Here is a 16,104-nt window from a genome sequence, read left to right on the forward strand (position 1 = left end):
AACTCCGCCTTTCACTATCCACCAATGTAAGACATTTCAACTTTTGGACGTTTACTTGTACTTTCAACTGTTCTTTCATCTGAATATCGATCTGTTCTATATCGCCATGTATGTTGTAAAATTTTTAATAATGAGGCGTCAGAAATATTTTCTCGAAGAAGCGTTCGCAAATCCGTTCCTTTTGTTCCAAATAAACATGTAAAAAACTTACCGTCTGCCGAAATACGGGCTCTCGTACAAGAAGAACAAAATGACTCAGAAACAGAAGTAATAAATCCAACTTCTGCATCGCTCCCTACATATCGATACATTTTCGCAACCTCTCCAAAGTAACGAGGTTTAACAGGCTCAATCGGATATACACGATTAATCTTCTCTATTAATTGTTCCTTCGTAATAACTTGTTCAAAGTTCCAGCCGTTTGTACTGCCCACATCCATAAACTCTATAAAACGGAGCTGAATTTCTTGTTCTTTAAAGTAACGAGCCATATGAAGAATTTGACTATCATTCATTCCTTTTTTTACGACCATATTTACCTTTACTTCTAACCCTGCGTTCTTCGCTTCTTCAATTGCTTTTAATACAGGTTTTGTGCTTACATTTCGTCCATTAATTTTTTTGAAGACATAATCCTCTATCGCATCTAAACTAATATTTACACGTTTTAATCCCGCTTCTTTTAACGCCTTTGCTTGTTTTGCTAAATGAATACCGTTTGTTGTGAGTCCAATATCTTTTAAGCCTTCTAGCTTTGCAAGTCTTGCAATTAACGTCGGTAAGTCTTTACGCAATAAAGGTTCACCGCCAGTAAGCCTAATTTTATTGACTCCCATACTTATAAATAATCTCGCTAATCTTTCTATTTCATCGAACGTTAATAAAAGCTCTTCCTTTAAAAAAGCGTAATCAGGTCCGAACACTTCAGCAGGCATACAGTATGTACACCTAAAATTACAACGATCAATAACTGAAATACGTAAATCTTGAAGTGGCCGTTCTAAAGAATCTTTCATGTTCTCATGCATCTATATCCCTTCTTTTCTGCTGCAATCCTTAGTAAGCTTTCAATTTTTTTATTTGCCTTCATTATAAAAAAGAAGCTACATATTCAATGTGACTTTTCTCACATTACTTTCCCCATTCAAAAATTCTTCACAAATCCGTTCGAATTTTGTTCACATCTTTAATCTCATCCACTTTGTCTATTGAATTTTTCAAACTAAAAACTGAAGATTTCTTCCCCTTACGGTCATTGAAATTTCAATTTATTTTTAAAATAGCTCTTGCATTTTCATCATACTTACACTCAAAATAGGAAATGTATTGCTTATAAGAAGAAAGGTGATCACTGTGGCAAACAGTATGACATTATCTCAAGATTTAAAAGAATTACTTGCATCTGTTGAATATAAAATGCAAATTAAAAAAGGTAGTTTTATTTTTCAAGAAGGTATGGAGGCAACAGAGCTCTATATCATCCACTCAGGAAAAGTACAAATTAGTAAATTAAGTGCTGACGGACAAGAATTGACACTTCGAATTTGTTCGGAATATGACATTATTGGAGAACTAACATTATTCACGGACAATGCGAAATACTTATTAAATTCAAAATGCCTTGAAGATGTTGAAGTAGGAGTTATAAAGCGTGAAGCGTTAGAAAAAGCATTACTCCAAAAACCAGCACTTGTATTTGAATTTATGAAATGGATTAGTGAACATTTAAGAAGAATGCAAACGAAGTTCCGAGATTTAGTATTACACGGCAAAAAAGGTGCCCTGTACTCTACTCTTATACGAATGACAAATAGTTACGGTGTATTAAAAGAAAATGGGATTCTCATCGATTTACCATTAACAAATCAAGAACTTGCTAATTTCTGTGCAACTTCACGTGAAAGTGTAAATCGAATGTTAAATGAATTAAAAAAGCAAGGTACAATTTCGATTCATAAAGGAAAGATTACAATCCACGATTTACAATTTTTAAAATGTGAAATTGCTTGTGAAGATTGCTCTGCTTCTGTTTGTAGCATTGATTAGCATCTTATTTAGATGCTAATCTTTTTTCAATTTAAACTACTTATTAACGATTATTTCCTATGTAAACAAAAACGAGGCCTGCCATATGAGACCTCGTTTCGTTTTAGCTGCTAACTCCTATCCGTTTACAGCAGTATTATTTTTTCAACTCATTAGGAATACGTCTTCTGTAAATTACATAACTACGGCTTACATATTTAATTGGGGCACTAAATACATGTACTAGTCTTGTAAATGGCCACACTGCGAATAAACCCATCCCTGCAAGAATATGAATTTTAAACCATACTGGTACTTCCGTCATATATTCAACTTTCGGTTGGAAAATAAAGAGACTTCGGAACCAAGGGCCAATTGTTGTACGATAATCAAATCCTTTTGAATCGATATTTAAAAATGTTGAAGAAAGTCCTGCTAACATTACGATAAGTAATAAAATAAGCGCAATATAATCTCCCTTTGTGCTCGTTGCAATGATACGTTTTACAGTTACGCGGCGGTACGTTAATATAATTAAACCGATGATAGAAGCAACACCTGCCGGAAGCCCGAAACTAATTGCCATTATGTGATACGTATGCTCAGAAATACCTATCGAACGGTATACAGCTTCTGGAATTAATATCCCCATAACATGACCGCCAATTACGAACATAATCCCAAAGTGGAATAATAGACTTCCGATTCGGAGCATTTTCTTTTCTAATAGTTCACTAGATTTTGATGTCCATCCAAATTGATCATAGTTGTATCTAAAAATATGTCCACCGATAAAGATTGCAAAAATGATATAGGGAAACAATACCCATAGAAATTGATTCATCATTTTAACAACTCTCCTTTCTAATTTGTCTGTACATCCCATGCTTCGATAGCGAGTAGAACAGCCGCAAGAATTGGTTCATACATACTACCTGCTTCTTTTAACTGAACGTGTAATGCTTGTATATTCTCCTTGTATTTACTCATAATTGGTTCACTGTCTTGCTCATTTGCATTTGCAAAAAACTCGAGTAATAGCGGTAAATAATCAGGTAGTTCTTTATCTGTTACTTCAAAACCCGATTTTTTATAATGCTGCTTTAACTCTAGTAATTCAATCCCTCTTTCTCTTTGTTCACCAGTGTTCATATACGTTAAATACATATTCGTCTTTTTACCAAAATCAAATGTATATACGTAACCATCAATAAGTTGATCATTCGTTTTATCTAGCGCTTGCTTTATAAAGGCTGTAAGTGATGTTTTAACTTCTTCCTTTTCTATCGTTTCAATCTCTTCTTGCAATTCAGTTACAGCTTCTCTCCACCCTAGTTCAGGATAGGAGAGAAGAAAAGAAGAACAAGAAAAAGCAGTTTGTAAACTTTGTTTCATCATTTTCTGCCCCCTTTATTTAAGAAATTGTCATACAAGAGCCTGGACCACCTGCGAATGCTAAACCACAGCTTCCTTGTTCGCTATATAAATCTGCCACTTGTTCACGGTGAGTGCCCGGAATGACGAAGCGATCTTTATATTTCGCAATAGCAAGAAGACGATACATATCTTCTACATCCTGTTTTGTTAAACTAAGTTCTTTTAATACAGCTTCATTTGGCTCTTTATTAATTTGCAGCGCTCTCATATGCGTTCGCATAACAGCCATTTTCTTCAATGTAAGACGAATGTGTGATTCATCTCCTGCAGTGAGTAAATTCGCTAAATATTGAATTGGAATACGCATATTATCGATAGCAGGGAAAATCTCTTCTGCTTGCCAGTTACTGCCTTTCCCTTCCACCATATTCATAATTGGGCTAAGCGGCGGAATATACCAAACCATCGGCATTGTACGGTACTCTGGATGAAGAGGCAGAGCAATTTTCCAATCGATAATCATTTTATAGATTGGTGACTCTTGTGCTGCTTTAATCCATTCTTCAGGAATGCCTTGTTTTTTCGCTTCAGCTGCTACTTCTGGATCATTTGGATCTAGGAAAACAGTAAGCTGAGATTCATATAAATCTTTTTCGTCTTCAACAGAAGCTGCTTCTTTTACTTTGTCAGCGTCATATAGCATTACCCCAATATACCTGATACGTCCCACACATGTTTCTGAACAAATTGTTGGCATACCAGCCTCAATACGTGGGAAACACATTGTACATTTTTCAGCTTTATTCGTTTGCCAGTTAAAATACACTTTTTTATATGGACAAGATGATACGCAGAACCTCCAAGCACGACATGCATTTTGATCTACAAGAACAATGCCGTCTTCTTCACGTTTATACATCGCACCAGATGGACAAGATGATACGCAAGACGGATTCATACAATGTTCACATATGCGTGGTAAATACATCATAAAGACGTTTTCAAAATCTGTTTTAATTTCTTCTTCCATTTTCTTTACGTTCGGATCTTGTAATCCTGTTATATGTCCACCAGCTAAATCATCTTCCCAGTTCGGACCCCATTCAATTTTGTCGATAAATTCGCCTGTAATTGCTGATTTCGGACGAGCAACTGGTTGATGCTTACGCTGCGGGCTATTTGTTAATGTTTCATAATCATAATTCCAAGGTTCAAAGTAATCATCAATTGTTGGTTGATCTGGATTGTGGAAAATGTTCATAAGACGTTTCATTTTCGAACCAGATTTCAGCTGAATTTCACCATTTTTCAATTCCCATCCGCCTTTATATTTCTCCTGATCTTCCCATTGTTTCGGATAACCAATTCCAGGCTTCGTTTCTACGTTATTGAAGTACATATATTCCGCACCTGGACGATTTGTCCAGGTGTTTTTGCACGTTACGCTACAAGTATGACAGCCGATGCATTTATCTAGGTTCATTACCATTCCGACTTGCGCTTTAATCTTCAAGCCAATCTACCTCCTTCAGTTTACGGATTACAACATTTAAATCACGCTGGTTCCCAGTCGGACCATAATAGTTAAATCCATAGCTTAATTGGCCATATCCACCAATCATATGTGTTGGTTTAACATGAATACGGGTTGGACTATTATGCGTTCCCCCACGGGTGCTTGTTAATTTCGTACCAGGCACGTTAATGTGGCGATCTTGCGCATGGTGCATAAATGCCATTCCCCTCGGTATACGGTGCGTTACAACAGCACGCGCTACGACAACACCGTTACGGTTAAAGCACTCGATCCAATCATTATCAGCAACGCCAGCTTCTGCAGCGTCCTCTTTATTCATCCAAACAGTTGGACCACCTCTAAACAGCGTTAACATCGGTAATGAATCGAAATACATACTATGAATCGACCACTTATTATGCGGTGTTAAATAGTTTAGTGTAATCTCTTTCCCTTCTACTTCAGGGCGTGACTTACGGAACGGTTTATGTTGCAGAATTGGTTTAAATGTTGCCATCGTTTCACCAAATTCTTTCATCATGTCATGGTCTAAGTAGAAAGATTGTCGACCAGTTATCGTTCTCCAAGGAATAAGACGTTCCACATTTGTTGTAAACGGTGAGTAACGTCGTCCACCTTTTTCTGAACCTGTAAAGGCCGGAGAAGTAATTACTGTTTTCGGTTGTGCTGTAATTTGTTCGAATGTAAAGCATTCTTCTTCACGTTCTTCTGCTAAATCACGTAATTTTAGATCTGTTTGTTTTTCAAGTGCTTCCCATGCTTTTACTGCCATATGACCGTTTGTTGTAGAAGAAAGCGTTAATACCGCTTCAGCAGCATTGATTGCTTCTTTTATGTCTGGGCAACCTTTCGCAATAGTATCCGTTCGAACAACTCCTAATTTGCTCTTTAATTGCTCATACTCTTTTTCTGCTGACCAAGAGATCCCTTTCGTACCAATCGGTTGTTTTCCGGCATTTGGTCCAAGTGCTGTCATTTTGTCATAAATCGTTTTATAATCCCTTTCAACAACATGAATTTGTGGCATCGTTTTACCCGGGATTGTTTCACATTCACCTTTACTCCAATCTTTAATCTTGCCAAGTGGTTGCGCTAATTCTTGCGGTGTATCATGAAGAAGTGGTGTTGCAACAACTTCTTTCATTGGTTCAAGATCTATTTTCTTCGCTAAATCTGACACAGCTTTAGAAAGTGAAGTGAAAATATCCCAGTCAGAGCGTGCTTCCCACGGTGAACCGATTGCTGGATTAAATGGATGCACAAATGGATGCATATCTGTACTACTTAAATCATGTTTTTCGTACCAAGTTGAAGCAGGTAAGACGATATCAGAATACAGCGCTGTTCCAGCCATACGGAAATCTAAATTAATGAGTAAATCAAGCTTCCCTTCTGGTGCTTCTTCATGCCACTTAATTTCTTCTGGTCGTAATGAATCACTATCGTCATTCATTAATCCGTTTGTTGTACCTAATAAATGTTTTAAGAAATATTCATGCCCTTTACCAGAACTTGAAATTAAATTCGCACGCCAAACGAATAAGTTGCGCGGGAAGTTGTTTTTATTATCAGGATCTTCAATCGCAAATTTCAGTTCTTTTTCTTTTAATTTTTGTGCAACATATTTTCCGATTTCTTCTTGCGTTGTTGCACCAGCAGCAACAGCTTCTTTATATAATTCAATTCCATTTTTCTCGAATGTTGGATAAGAAGGTAACCAGCCGAGTCGTGCTGCTAATACATTGTAATCACCGTGATGTTGATAACGTGAGTTACCTTCAATTGGTGATGCTAAATGTCCAACAGGTGTATCTTCATAGCGCCATTGATCTGTTACGAAATAGAAGAAAGACGTACCATTTTGTAATTTTGGTGGCCCTTGCCAATCTTTTGCCATCGCGATTGTTTGCCATCCTTCTGCAGGTCGTAACTTTTCTTGACCAACATAATGCGCCCATCCCCCGCCGTTTACTCCTTGTGCCCCAACTAGAAGAACAAGATTTAAAACTGCGCGATAAATCGTATCAGAATTAAACCAATGGTTAATACCAGCTCCAACAATAATCATCGAGCGACCATTTGTATCAGCGGCATTTTGTGCGAACTCACGAGCGATTTGAATAATTAGTTCTCGTTTCACTCCTGTCATTTTCTCTTGCCATGCAGGTGTAAACGGTACATCATCATTGAAGTCTTTCGGCTCTTGTCCGCCAAACCCTCGGTTCACCCCGTAATTTGCTAACGTTAAGTCGTATACAGTTGTAACGAACACTTCGCCTTCTTCTGTCATAACCTTTTTCACTGGAATTGTACGTTCTAATACTTTGTTTCCATCATCAGAGAAGTACGGAATTTGTACCGTTCCAATCGTTTCTTCCATTCCAAGTAAAGAAAGACGTGGATCAATCTTTTCACCTGTTTCTTCATCTTCTAAACGCAAGTTCCATTTCTTTTCGTTATCCCAACGTGAGCCCATTGTGCCTTGAGGTGTTGCAAAATCATTCGTGTTCTCGTTCCAAAGAACAGGTTTCCATTCTCCTAACTTCGTTTCGCGTCCAATATCAGCAGCGTTTAAGAAACGATCAGCAACGAATTGATCTCCTTTTTGTTTCAATGTGACAAAGAAAGGAAAATCAGTATATTGCTTCGCATACTTTGTGAAATATTCCACTTGATTATCTACGTAAAATTCTTGTAAGATCACATGCCCCATTGCCATCGCAAGTGCACCATCTGTACCTTGTTTCACACTAATCCAATCATCCGCAAACTTTGTAGATTCAGCGAAGTCAGGACTGACAGAAACGACTTTCGTTCCTTTATATCGAACCTCTGCTAAAAAGTGAGCATCGGGTGTTCTCGTCATCGGTACATTTGAACCCCATGTCATAATGTAACCAGAGTTATACCAGTCACTACTTTCTGGTACATCTGTTTGATCGCCCCAAATTTGCGGAGAAGCTGGTGGTAAATCTGCGTACCAATCATAGAAACTAAGCATCGGCCCACCCATAAGTTGCATAAAACGACTACCAGCAGCATGACTTAACATCGACATAGCTGGAATTGGTGAAAAGCCAACATTTCGATCTGGCCCGTATTTAATTACTGTATAAAGTAGAGAAGCTGAAACGAGTTGTAATACTTCATCCCAATTCGCACGAATAAATCCACCTTTACCACGCGCCTGCTTATACTTACGTGCTTTTTCAGGGTTTTCCACAATACTTTTCCAAGCATCTAGTGGTGACTCGTTATTTTGTAGTTCCTCTTGCCACATACTCCAAAGAACACCACGTACATACGGATATTTCACACGAAGTGGACTATAAATGTACCAAGAAAAACTTGCTCCACGTGGGCATCCTCGCGGTTCAAAATCTGGCATATCAGGACCTGTCGTTGGATAGTTAAGCTCCTGCCCTTCCCACGTCACAATTCCATCTTTCACATATATATTCCAGCTACATGAACCAGTACAGTTCACGCCGTGTGTAGAACGAATTACTTTATCATGCTGCCAACGCTTTCTGTACACATTTTCCCATTCGCGATCTTCATATGTTTCTTGTGTATGATTATCGTTATAACGATCTATTGGTGAAAAATATTTTAAACGTCTCATTAGTGCTGAAGTTTTTTTCTTCATACTGTTCACTCCTTTAATACGTCTCTCTTACATACCCTTACTATAAGAGAGGTTGTAAAATACAGATGTGACATTTCGCACAGTTCAAGAGATTGTCAAAAATTCAGTAGAAAATAAGTTTGTGAGAAAATCTTGTGTTCCGTTGTGAAGATTATGGTTAATCTTAATTATTAGGAGAATGGTATTTTGAGGTATCGACTATTTCGCAAAAGAAAAAGAGTTTTGATATTATTTCAAAACTGCCATAAGGAAAAGAGTATAAATTGTATGTAAAAAATTTTTTCCCAATGTTATTATTTTATATCGAGTCTGATTTTACATAAAACTACAAATCATTATTTACTGTATTGCCCTTAGTTACGGAAACAATTATACTAGATATAATCGAAATAAATAATCTGAATATTCTCAGAATTTAAGGTAAAAGTTTTACTATCTACAAATAGAATTAGAAATATGTCCACTAAATAGATTAGAAAACGATAATAACATTAGGAGGATTACGATGCCCCAGCTTGATTCATTACATCCCACTGTAGAAAAAATAATCAATAATATTGAAAAAATAATGGTCGGAAAACGAAAAGAAACGATCTTAGCTTTGACAGCTCTCTTAGCTGACGGTCATGTGCTATTAGAAGATGTTCCTGGTGTCGGGAAAACAATGCTAGTACGTGCTCTTTCTAAATCCATTGATGCTGATTATAAGCGAATTCAATTTACACCTGATTTATTGCCGTCAGATGTAACAGGAGTTTCTATTTATAATCCGAAAGAGCTCCAATTTGAGTTCAAGCCTGGACCAATTATGGGGAATTTTGTACTTGCTGATGAAATTAATCGTACATCTCCAAAGACACAATCTGCTTTACTTGAATGTATGGAAGAAGGCAATATTACAATCGATGGCATTACAAGGCCTTTACCAAAGCCGTTCTTTGTCATGGCTACACAAAATCCGGTCGAATATGAAGGAACATATTCTCTACCAGAAGCTCAGCTCGATCGTTTCTTATTGAAACTAAAAATGGGATATCCTACACCAGAAGAAGAATTTGAAATTTTAAACCGGATGGAAAAAACAAATCCACTCTCTCAATTACAGACCATTACTACAATAGAAGAATTAATTTATTTACAACAAAGCGTACGGGTAGTAAGTATGGACAAAGCAATTAAGCATTACATTGTAAAACTTGTTAATCAGACTCGTACGTACAGTTCTATACAGCTAGGTGCAAGTCCACGTGGCTCAATTGCTTTAATGAAAGCTTCACAAGCTTATGCATTTATCCATGGCAGAAATTATATTATTCCAGACGATGTTAAATTTTTAGCTCCTTACGTTTTAGCACATAGACTCATTTTAAAAATGGAAGCAAAATTTGAAGGAATAACTGGAGAACAAGTTATCGCAAAAATCGTTGCACGAACTACTGTGCCGACTCAAAGGACGATGAACCCTTGATGAAACGAATACTGCGAGCGCTATATCACGTTACGAAGTTATTGCTACTCCCTTTATGTCTAGTCTTAACATTTGTGTACGCTATGTTTCAAGGAGGGTTTGTAAGTTGGTTTTTGTTTTACAGCACAATTCCCATTGCTCTTTATTCACTACTACTCCCCTTTTACGCTTTACGGGACGCTGAAGTAAGACGAATAACAAACCAAAATGGATATGTAGTAGGAGAACAATTTATAAGCACGATTACAATAAAAAGAAAATTTCCTTTTCCCTTACTTTATTTAGTTATAGAAGATGAACTGCCACCACAATTTATAAGTTGTAAACAAACAAAGATGAATAAGGTAGTACTCTTCCCAGGATTGAAACGAAATATTTCGTTTCAATATGTTATTGACACAATCTCTAGAGGCGAGCACACTTTTTCAAGCGTTCGTGTAAAAACTGGCGATTTATTCGGCATGATAGAGAAAGAAGTAACTTTTTCAGTTCCAGATACATTTTTAGTCTATCCCCAGTATGTAGATATAGCATATCGACAATTGGAAAATCATTTCGAACAAGGAGCGCTTTCAGCAAATATAAATTCAGCAAAAGACTCTACAATCTCTGTCGGTGTCAGAGACTATAAACCTGGTGATCGCTTTTCATGGATTGATTGGAAAGCAACTGCACGAACAAACACTATTATGACAAAAGAGTTTGAACAACAGCGCAGCCATAATGTCATGATATTCATAGACAGAACCGAGTCTCCTCTATTCGAATCAGTCGTCACATTTACTGCCTCTATCGTAAGGACTGTCTTGAAACAAAATTCACCAGCATCATTCGTGTCTATCGGAAAAGAACAAACTATTTTCCCTTTAGACAATGGAGATACGCAGTTACAACAAATCCTTTGTCATTTAGCAAAAGTGCAAGCAGACAGTGTATTCCCGCTCTCCCAGAGTGTAGACATGGAACTAAGAAAAATTTATGAGCCCGTCACGGTTATACTCGTGACCAGTAATCTTTCTCCCGATATTCAAAAGGCGGCTGATTGTGCTGCTATAAGAAATAGAAAATGTATGGTTTTTGTCGTGAAAGAAAAAGCGAATCAACTTTCACACCGAGAAATCAGTATAATAGAAACTCTAAAAAAACGACAAATATTTGTAAACACGGTTTATGAAAACCGGTATACAAACGTGTTTTTTGAGGTGAGCAAATGATAACATTACAAACAAAATACAAGTGGGATACGAACAGATTCTTTATGCATGCATGTGTATTTCTTCTTTTACTAGAATGGCTAAGACCTCTTATAGGTATTACAAATGTAGGTAGATTAGATATTTTCGTAACATTTATAGGAATTTGCTTCGCTCTCTCTTTTTTTCAAACGAGGTGGCAGATTCCAATAAAAATTTTCACAGTCCTATTTATCATTCATTCCCTATATTATAAAAATGCTTTTATAAATCCATCTTGGCTAACAGCATTCTTTTCTGATATGTTTCGAAATTCCTCCCTGTTTTTCCAAGGGAATTTACTAGATATTTCTCCAGTTTTTCCGACGGTTTTATTTTTTCTCTCATTTTGGTTTTTGAGTTCTTTTACTTCATTTTGGATTATTCATAAAAAACGTGGGTTTCTATTTCTTGTATTGACTATTATTTATATCGCAACTTTTCATAACTTACATTTATACAATGCAAACTACGCTATTATTCGTACTGTTGTCATCGGCTTTTTTATGCTTAGTCTTCTTCAAGTAGAACGAATAAAAGAACGTGAACACTTACAAAATTATGCTAGGGAAATCTCAAAATTACTTAGACCACTTACAATATTTATTGTATTATTAGCAACCATCGCATACTTTGCTCCAAAATTTGGCCCTCAATGGCCAAACCCAATGGATTTTTTAAAATTCAACACATCTGAAGCAAGTAAAGAAAAAAAAGTTTCTACAATTGGGTATGGTTTAGATGACTCACGATTAGGTGGTCCTTTTAAGGCGGATCCTACAATTGTTTTCACAGCACGAACGCAAAACAAACAATATTGGAGAGTCGAAACGAAAGATTTTTATACCGGAAAAGGCTGGGAGGTTTCTGAAAATCCGAAAAAGGTTTCTTTTAAAAATAAAAACGACGTCGTAAGCTGGTACGAACAAAATACAAAAACGGAAACTACTGAGGCAACAATTACCATGCAAAAAAGTTCCCCTCACCTTACCTATCCAGCAGGATTAGTATCAGTTGAGGCTTCTTCTGATGTATCATACAGTGTTGACCCGTTTTCAGAAAAAATTTATACAATGAATGGAGACTCTTCTACTACTTTACATTCGTATAAAGTAACATATGAGATCCCTGAGTTTTCCATAAAAAACTTGAAAGCTGTAAAAACAAATGAAGGTCAAGAAACAAATCCTTATTTTATGACAAAGTACACACAACTTCCCGAGTCATTACCACAGCGCGTAAAAGACTTGGCTATCAATCTTACAAATGATAAAGACAACCGATATGATAAAGTATTAGCTATTGAAAATTACTTCACAGACAACTCTTTTACATACGAATCAACGAATGTCTCATTCCCTGCCAAAAGCCAAGATTATGTAGATCAATTCCTTTTCGATACAAAAAGCGGCTACTGTAATAATTTTTCGACGTCTATGATTGTACTACTTCGTTCTGCCGGGATTCCAGCTCGCTGGGTGAAAGGCTATACAGAAGGAACTCTTGACAATACACTTGCCTCTGCAGAAGGTGAGGATGTTTATACAATCACGAACGATAACGCACACTCTTGGGTCGAAGTATATTTCCCAGAATACGGATGGATTCCATTCGAACCGACAAAAGGATTTACTAATCCCTATAATTTTATAAATAATACGCCTGCTCCTATTTCACAAAATAGCAAAGCAAATAATTCTAATAACGAGCAAATACAACAACGAAATAATGAAGCAAAACTTAAAAGTTTAATTGAAAATACAGAAGAAGCTTCTACTAAAAAGGTCACAAATTCTAAAACTAGTTTTTCTTGGTGGTACGTATTCCTCTCTACGATACTAATTAGTATTATAGGATACATTCTCTTCACCACTAGAATGAAATGGATGACATTTCTTATTATTCATTTCTATAAATACCGAAAAGAGGATGCTGTTTATCAAAAAGCTTACGGTGCACTTTTAAAACAATTTGCGAGAATTGGCATACCACGGGGTGAAAGTCAAACATTCCGAGAATACGCTCTCCATATCGATACACTTTACAACTCGGCCGGTATGCAACAACTTACTGCCAGTTATGAGAACGCTATGTATCAACAGGGGCAGGCTACGGTAGAATGGAAGAAATCCGTACACTTATGGGAAGTGCTTATGAAAAAAGCAGCTTCTCCACCTAAATCAGATGGCTTTGATACAGTTATTTAATCTTGAAAATTTGAGTTTAAAGAAAACGTCTCAAAGAACTACATTGTTCTTTGAGACGTTTTTTAATAAAGTGAAACTCCTACTTATTCCCCAAGCACCTTCTCAATCTCAACCTCTAAATCTACCGGCTTCGTCTGCGGAGCAAAACGCCCTACTACTTTCCCGTCTTTTCCGATTAAAAACTTCGTAAAATTCCATTTCACTGCTTTCATACCAAGTAAACCTAGTGCTTGTTCTGTCATGTATGTATATAGAGGGTGAGCCTTATCACCTTTCACATCAACCTTTGCAAACATCGGGAAGTTTACACCGTAGTTTAATTCACAAAAACTAGTAATGTCCGCTTCTGTACCTGGTTCTTGTCCCCCGAATTGGTTACAAGGAAATCCGAGTATTTCGAGTCCTTGGTCTTTATATTTATCATATACCTCTTGTAATCCTTTATATTGTGGTGTGAAACCACATTTGCTAGCTACATTGACAATAAGAAGTGCTTTTCCTTTGTAATCTTTTAACGATTTTTCTTCACCTGTAATTGTTTTAGCTGAAAAATCATAAACTGTCATTGTCTTTGCCCCTCTCTTCACTATCATTCTATGTTTATACTATACTACATTCGTGAATATACAGCTCTTATTACGTACTTATAAGTTGTAATGATAGCGCTTTATTTCTGTTCGAAAATTCGACACAAACTACTAGACTTTTATGATGGAAAGTTTTACAATTGAAATGTGAACAAAATGTGACAGTTTATATTCCATTATAAAAGAAAAGGATGGTGTTCATTATGAAAACTGCACAACATGAAACGATTTCAAATCGCGAGTTTTATTTCGTACTATATATGATGTTATTGTATGTTACTGGCTGGGTAATCGATGTTAATGGTTTATTCTTAAGCTCCTACTTTAATTTAGCAGGAGAGATTATGCTTCCATTAGTAGGCGGGATTGTTGGACTATTCATTATGTCTATTAATAAACAACAAACGAAATAATAATATTACAAAAAGGCAGAAGACGAGCTTCGTTTTCTGCCTTTTTTCTATTTTAGCGTATAATAAAAACATGCAGTATATAAGGAGTGGTAACTATGAAAAAAGTAGAGCAATTATCTTCTCACCTATATCTTATTGATGATTTCGATTTACAGCATAATGAACGAACAGGTACGTACGTTTTATTAGGTGACGATATTACTTTAATTGAAACTTGTGCAGCCCCTTCTCTTCCGTATATTTTAGACGGCTTACAACAATTACATATTGATTTAAACGATGTTAAAAACATTATCGTTACACATGTGCATTTAGATCACGCTGGAGCAGCTGGTTTAATGATGGAAAAGTGCCCAAATGCTACGTTATATGTGCATTCTCGTGGTGCTCGTCATATGATTGATCCAACAAAACTTATTTTAGGTGCAAAAGCTGTCTACAAAGAAGATTTCGATAAACTCTTTGATCCAATTCTTCCAATTGAAGAAGAACGTGTTCATATTGTACAACATGGTGATACGTTAAAAATTGCAAAAGATCGCACCCTTACATTTTATGATACACCAGGACATGCGAAGCACCATATTAGCATTCACGATTCATTAACAAACGGGATTTTTACTGGCGATACAATTGGAATTTATTATAAAGAACTCGCAGACGTTGATGTAGAGTTATATCTACCATCAACGTCCCCTTCACAATTCCAACCAGATGCGATGATTACTTCTAAAAATCACATTCAAAGTATGAATGTAGATACTATTTATTTCGGTCATTACGGCGCATCCTCTCATGTTACAGAAGTATATAATCAACTGGAATATTGGCTACCTATTTTCGTTCATACTGGTAAGGAAGTCTTTGAAAAGTATAATGATTTCGATGAAGCAACTAAAGCTTTACAAACTTTGTTAATGGATAAAATCTCTTCTCATCTTACAAAGTTAAACGTTCCATCAGATCATTCCGTTTATAATATTTTACATTTAGATATAGAAATTAGCGCAATGGGCATTATTGATTATTTCACGAAGCAAGAAAAATCAAACTCCACTATTAACTAACAGTAAAAGAAGAGATATACAACAGTAGTTATTGTATATCTCTTCTTTTTTTGAATATATTTTGAGTAAAGGATGGTGGAATATAATGCAAAAAGTGATGCTATACCTCTGCTTCACATTATTTATCGTCTTATTATTATTTGTAGGAGTAAAAATTCAATTTTATTTAGATACAGATGCACAAGTGAACTTTAACGTTTATCCAAGATTATTCTACTTTACACTCTTCCCTCTTATAGTTGGCATTTTATTACGCTTCCTTCAATCTATTAATCGCGAAACGAGTAAACAAAACTGGAGCTTTCAACCGGATAAATTTATTGCTATTACAGTGCCTACACTATTCATTTCCTTTTCCCCAGCACTACTCTTTTCACCACTTGCCGAATACCTACCTTATTTAGTTAATATTATTCTAATAAATACAACTTTTGTTACGATTATTAGTTTAATAGCTGGTTATTCACTATTAGATTGTTTTATACAAAAGGACAATGCAACGATGAAAAAATATAATTGAATGCTCTATTTTCTTTTAATAA

At 36.1% G+C, this 16,104-nt stretch carries 13 protein-coding genes; 7 read left to right on the top strand and 6 right to left on the bottom strand.

The features are described from left to right. Positions 1 to 14 precede the first annotated feature (14 nt). Entirely contained in the window at positions 15 to 1,028 is a 1,014-nt protein-coding gene (moaA, locus tag ACS2FK_RS19830) for a GTP 3',8-cyclase MoaA (RefSeq protein WP_063547126.1), read from the bottom strand. A gap of 325 nt (positions 1,029 to 1,353) precedes the next feature. Between moaA and ACS2FK_RS19835 the strand changes: the two genes are divergently transcribed. Then, a complete protein-coding gene (locus ACS2FK_RS19835) occupies positions 1,354 to 2,046 on the top strand; it encodes a Crp/Fnr family transcriptional regulator (protein ID WP_000013866.1) in 693 nt (230 codons plus the stop codon). Between the two features lie 136 nt (positions 2,047 to 2,182). Here ACS2FK_RS19835 and narI read toward each other — a convergent pair whose 3' ends face one another. The 4 genes from narI to ACS2FK_RS19855 are packed head-to-tail and all read right to left on the bottom strand — an operon-like array spanning position 2,183 to position 8,588. After that, positions 2,183 to 2,872, bottom strand: a complete 690-nt coding sequence (narI, locus tag ACS2FK_RS19840; RefSeq protein WP_000981851.1) for a respiratory nitrate reductase subunit gamma — start codon at positions 2,870 to 2,872, stop codon at positions 2,183 to 2,185. Between the two features lie 17 nt (positions 2,873 to 2,889). After that, the gene (narJ, locus tag ACS2FK_RS19845) at positions 2,890 to 3,420 is read right to left on the bottom strand and encodes a nitrate reductase molybdenum cofactor assembly chaperone (RefSeq protein ID WP_015055116.1); all 531 of its coding nucleotides are present in this window, start codon (positions 3,418 to 3,420) and stop codon (positions 2,890 to 2,892) included. Positions 3,421 to 3,439: 19 nt separating this feature from the next. Continuing rightward, a complete protein-coding gene (gene narH / locus ACS2FK_RS19850) occupies positions 3,440 to 4,915 on the bottom strand; it encodes a nitrate reductase subunit beta (RefSeq protein ID WP_063547125.1) in 1,476 nt (491 codons plus the stop codon). After that, the gene (locus ACS2FK_RS19855; RefSeq protein ID WP_000730788.1) at positions 4,905 to 8,588 is read right to left on the bottom strand and encodes a nitrate reductase subunit alpha; all 3,684 of its coding nucleotides are present in this window, start codon (positions 8,586 to 8,588) and stop codon (positions 4,905 to 4,907) included. Before ACS2FK_RS19855 ends, narH begins: the two co-directional genes overlap by 11 nt. Before the next feature lie 505 nt (positions 8,589 to 9,093). Here ACS2FK_RS19855 and ACS2FK_RS19860 point away from each other — a divergent pair. The 3 genes from ACS2FK_RS19860 to ACS2FK_RS19870 are packed head-to-tail and all read left to right on the top strand — an operon-like array spanning position 9,094 to position 13,495. Then, positions 9,094 to 10,056, top strand: a complete 963-nt coding sequence (locus ACS2FK_RS19860) for an AAA family ATPase (RefSeq protein WP_063547124.1) — start codon at positions 9,094 to 9,096, stop codon at positions 10,054 to 10,056. Next, a complete protein-coding gene (locus ACS2FK_RS19865; RefSeq protein ID WP_063547123.1) occupies positions 10,056 to 11,270 on the top strand; it encodes a DUF58 domain-containing protein in 1,215 nt (404 codons plus the stop codon). Before ACS2FK_RS19860 ends, ACS2FK_RS19865 begins: the two co-directional genes overlap by 1 nt. After that, positions 11,267 to 13,495: a transglutaminase TgpA family protein gene (locus ACS2FK_RS19870; protein ID WP_063547122.1), complete on the top strand. Its 2,229-nt coding sequence runs from the start codon at positions 11,267 to 11,269 to the stop codon at positions 13,493 to 13,495. The genes ACS2FK_RS19865 and ACS2FK_RS19870 overlap by 4 nt, the downstream gene beginning before the upstream one ends. Before the next feature lie 83 nt (positions 13,496 to 13,578). Here the strand turns inward: ACS2FK_RS19870 and bsaA are convergent, their stop codons facing one another. Beyond that, positions 13,579 to 14,061: a glutathione peroxidase gene (gene bsaA / locus ACS2FK_RS19875; protein WP_063547121.1), complete on the bottom strand. Its 483-nt coding sequence runs from the start codon at positions 14,059 to 14,061 to the stop codon at positions 13,579 to 13,581. A 224-nt stretch (positions 14,062 to 14,285) separates the two neighbouring features. Between bsaA and ACS2FK_RS19880 the strand changes: the two genes are divergently transcribed. From ACS2FK_RS19880 to ACS2FK_RS19890, 3 genes are all read left to right on the top strand, one after another. Further along, on the top strand, positions 14,286 to 14,495 hold the full coding sequence (locus ACS2FK_RS19880) for a DUF3925 domain-containing protein (RefSeq protein ID WP_000844984.1): 210 nt from the start codon (positions 14,286 to 14,288) through the stop codon (positions 14,493 to 14,495). Between the two features lie 95 nt (positions 14,496 to 14,590). Then, complete coding sequence (locus ACS2FK_RS19885; RefSeq protein ID WP_063547120.1) at positions 14,591 to 15,562, top strand: MBL fold metallo-hydrolase; 972 nt, start codon at positions 14,591 to 14,593, stop codon at positions 15,560 to 15,562. An 85-nt stretch (positions 15,563 to 15,647) separates the two neighbouring features. After that, the gene (locus tag ACS2FK_RS19890; RefSeq protein WP_001174535.1) at positions 15,648 to 16,082 is read left to right on the top strand and encodes a hypothetical protein; all 435 of its coding nucleotides are present in this window, start codon (positions 15,648 to 15,650) and stop codon (positions 16,080 to 16,082) included. Positions 16,083 to 16,104 lie beyond the last annotated feature (22 nt).

Source organism: Bacillus cereus group sp. BceL220 (genome assembly GCF_051776965.1).
Taxonomy (GTDB): Bacteria; Bacillota; Bacilli; order Bacillales; family Bacillaceae_G; genus Bacillus_A; species Bacillus_A cereus.

Coding starts and splice junctions, on each gene's coding strand:
- narI (WP_000981851.1), bottom strand. CDS start 2,872: ATGATGAATCAATTTCTATGGGTATTGTTTCCCTATATCATTTTTGCA.
- moaA (WP_063547126.1), bottom strand. CDS start 1,028: ATGCATGAGAACATGAAAGATTCTTTAGAACGGCCACTTCAAGATTTA.
- ACS2FK_RS19885 (WP_063547120.1), top strand. CDS start 14,591: ATGAAAAAAGTAGAGCAATTATCTTCTCACCTATATCTTATTGATGAT.
- ACS2FK_RS19880 (WP_000844984.1), top strand. CDS start 14,286: ATGAAAACTGCACAACATGAAACGATTTCAAATCGCGAGTTTTATTTC.
- ACS2FK_RS19860 (WP_063547124.1), top strand. CDS start 9,094: ATGCCCCAGCTTGATTCATTACATCCCACTGTAGAAAAAATAATCAAT.
- ACS2FK_RS19865 (WP_063547123.1), top strand. CDS start 10,056: ATGAAACGAATACTGCGAGCGCTATATCACGTTACGAAGTTATTGCTA.
- bsaA (WP_063547121.1), bottom strand. CDS start 14,061: ATGACAGTTTATGATTTTTCAGCTAAAACAATTACAGGTGAAGAAAAA.
- ACS2FK_RS19890 (WP_001174535.1), top strand. CDS start 15,648: ATGCAAAAAGTGATGCTATACCTCTGCTTCACATTATTTATCGTCTTA.
- ACS2FK_RS19855 (WP_000730788.1), bottom strand. CDS start 8,588: ATGAAGAAAAAAACTTCAGCACTAATGAGACGTTTAAAATATTTTTCA.
- narJ (WP_015055116.1), bottom strand. CDS start 3,420: ATGAAACAAAGTTTACAAACTGCTTTTTCTTGTTCTTCTTTTCTTCTC.
- ACS2FK_RS19870 (WP_063547122.1), top strand. CDS start 11,267: ATGATAACATTACAAACAAAATACAAGTGGGATACGAACAGATTCTTT.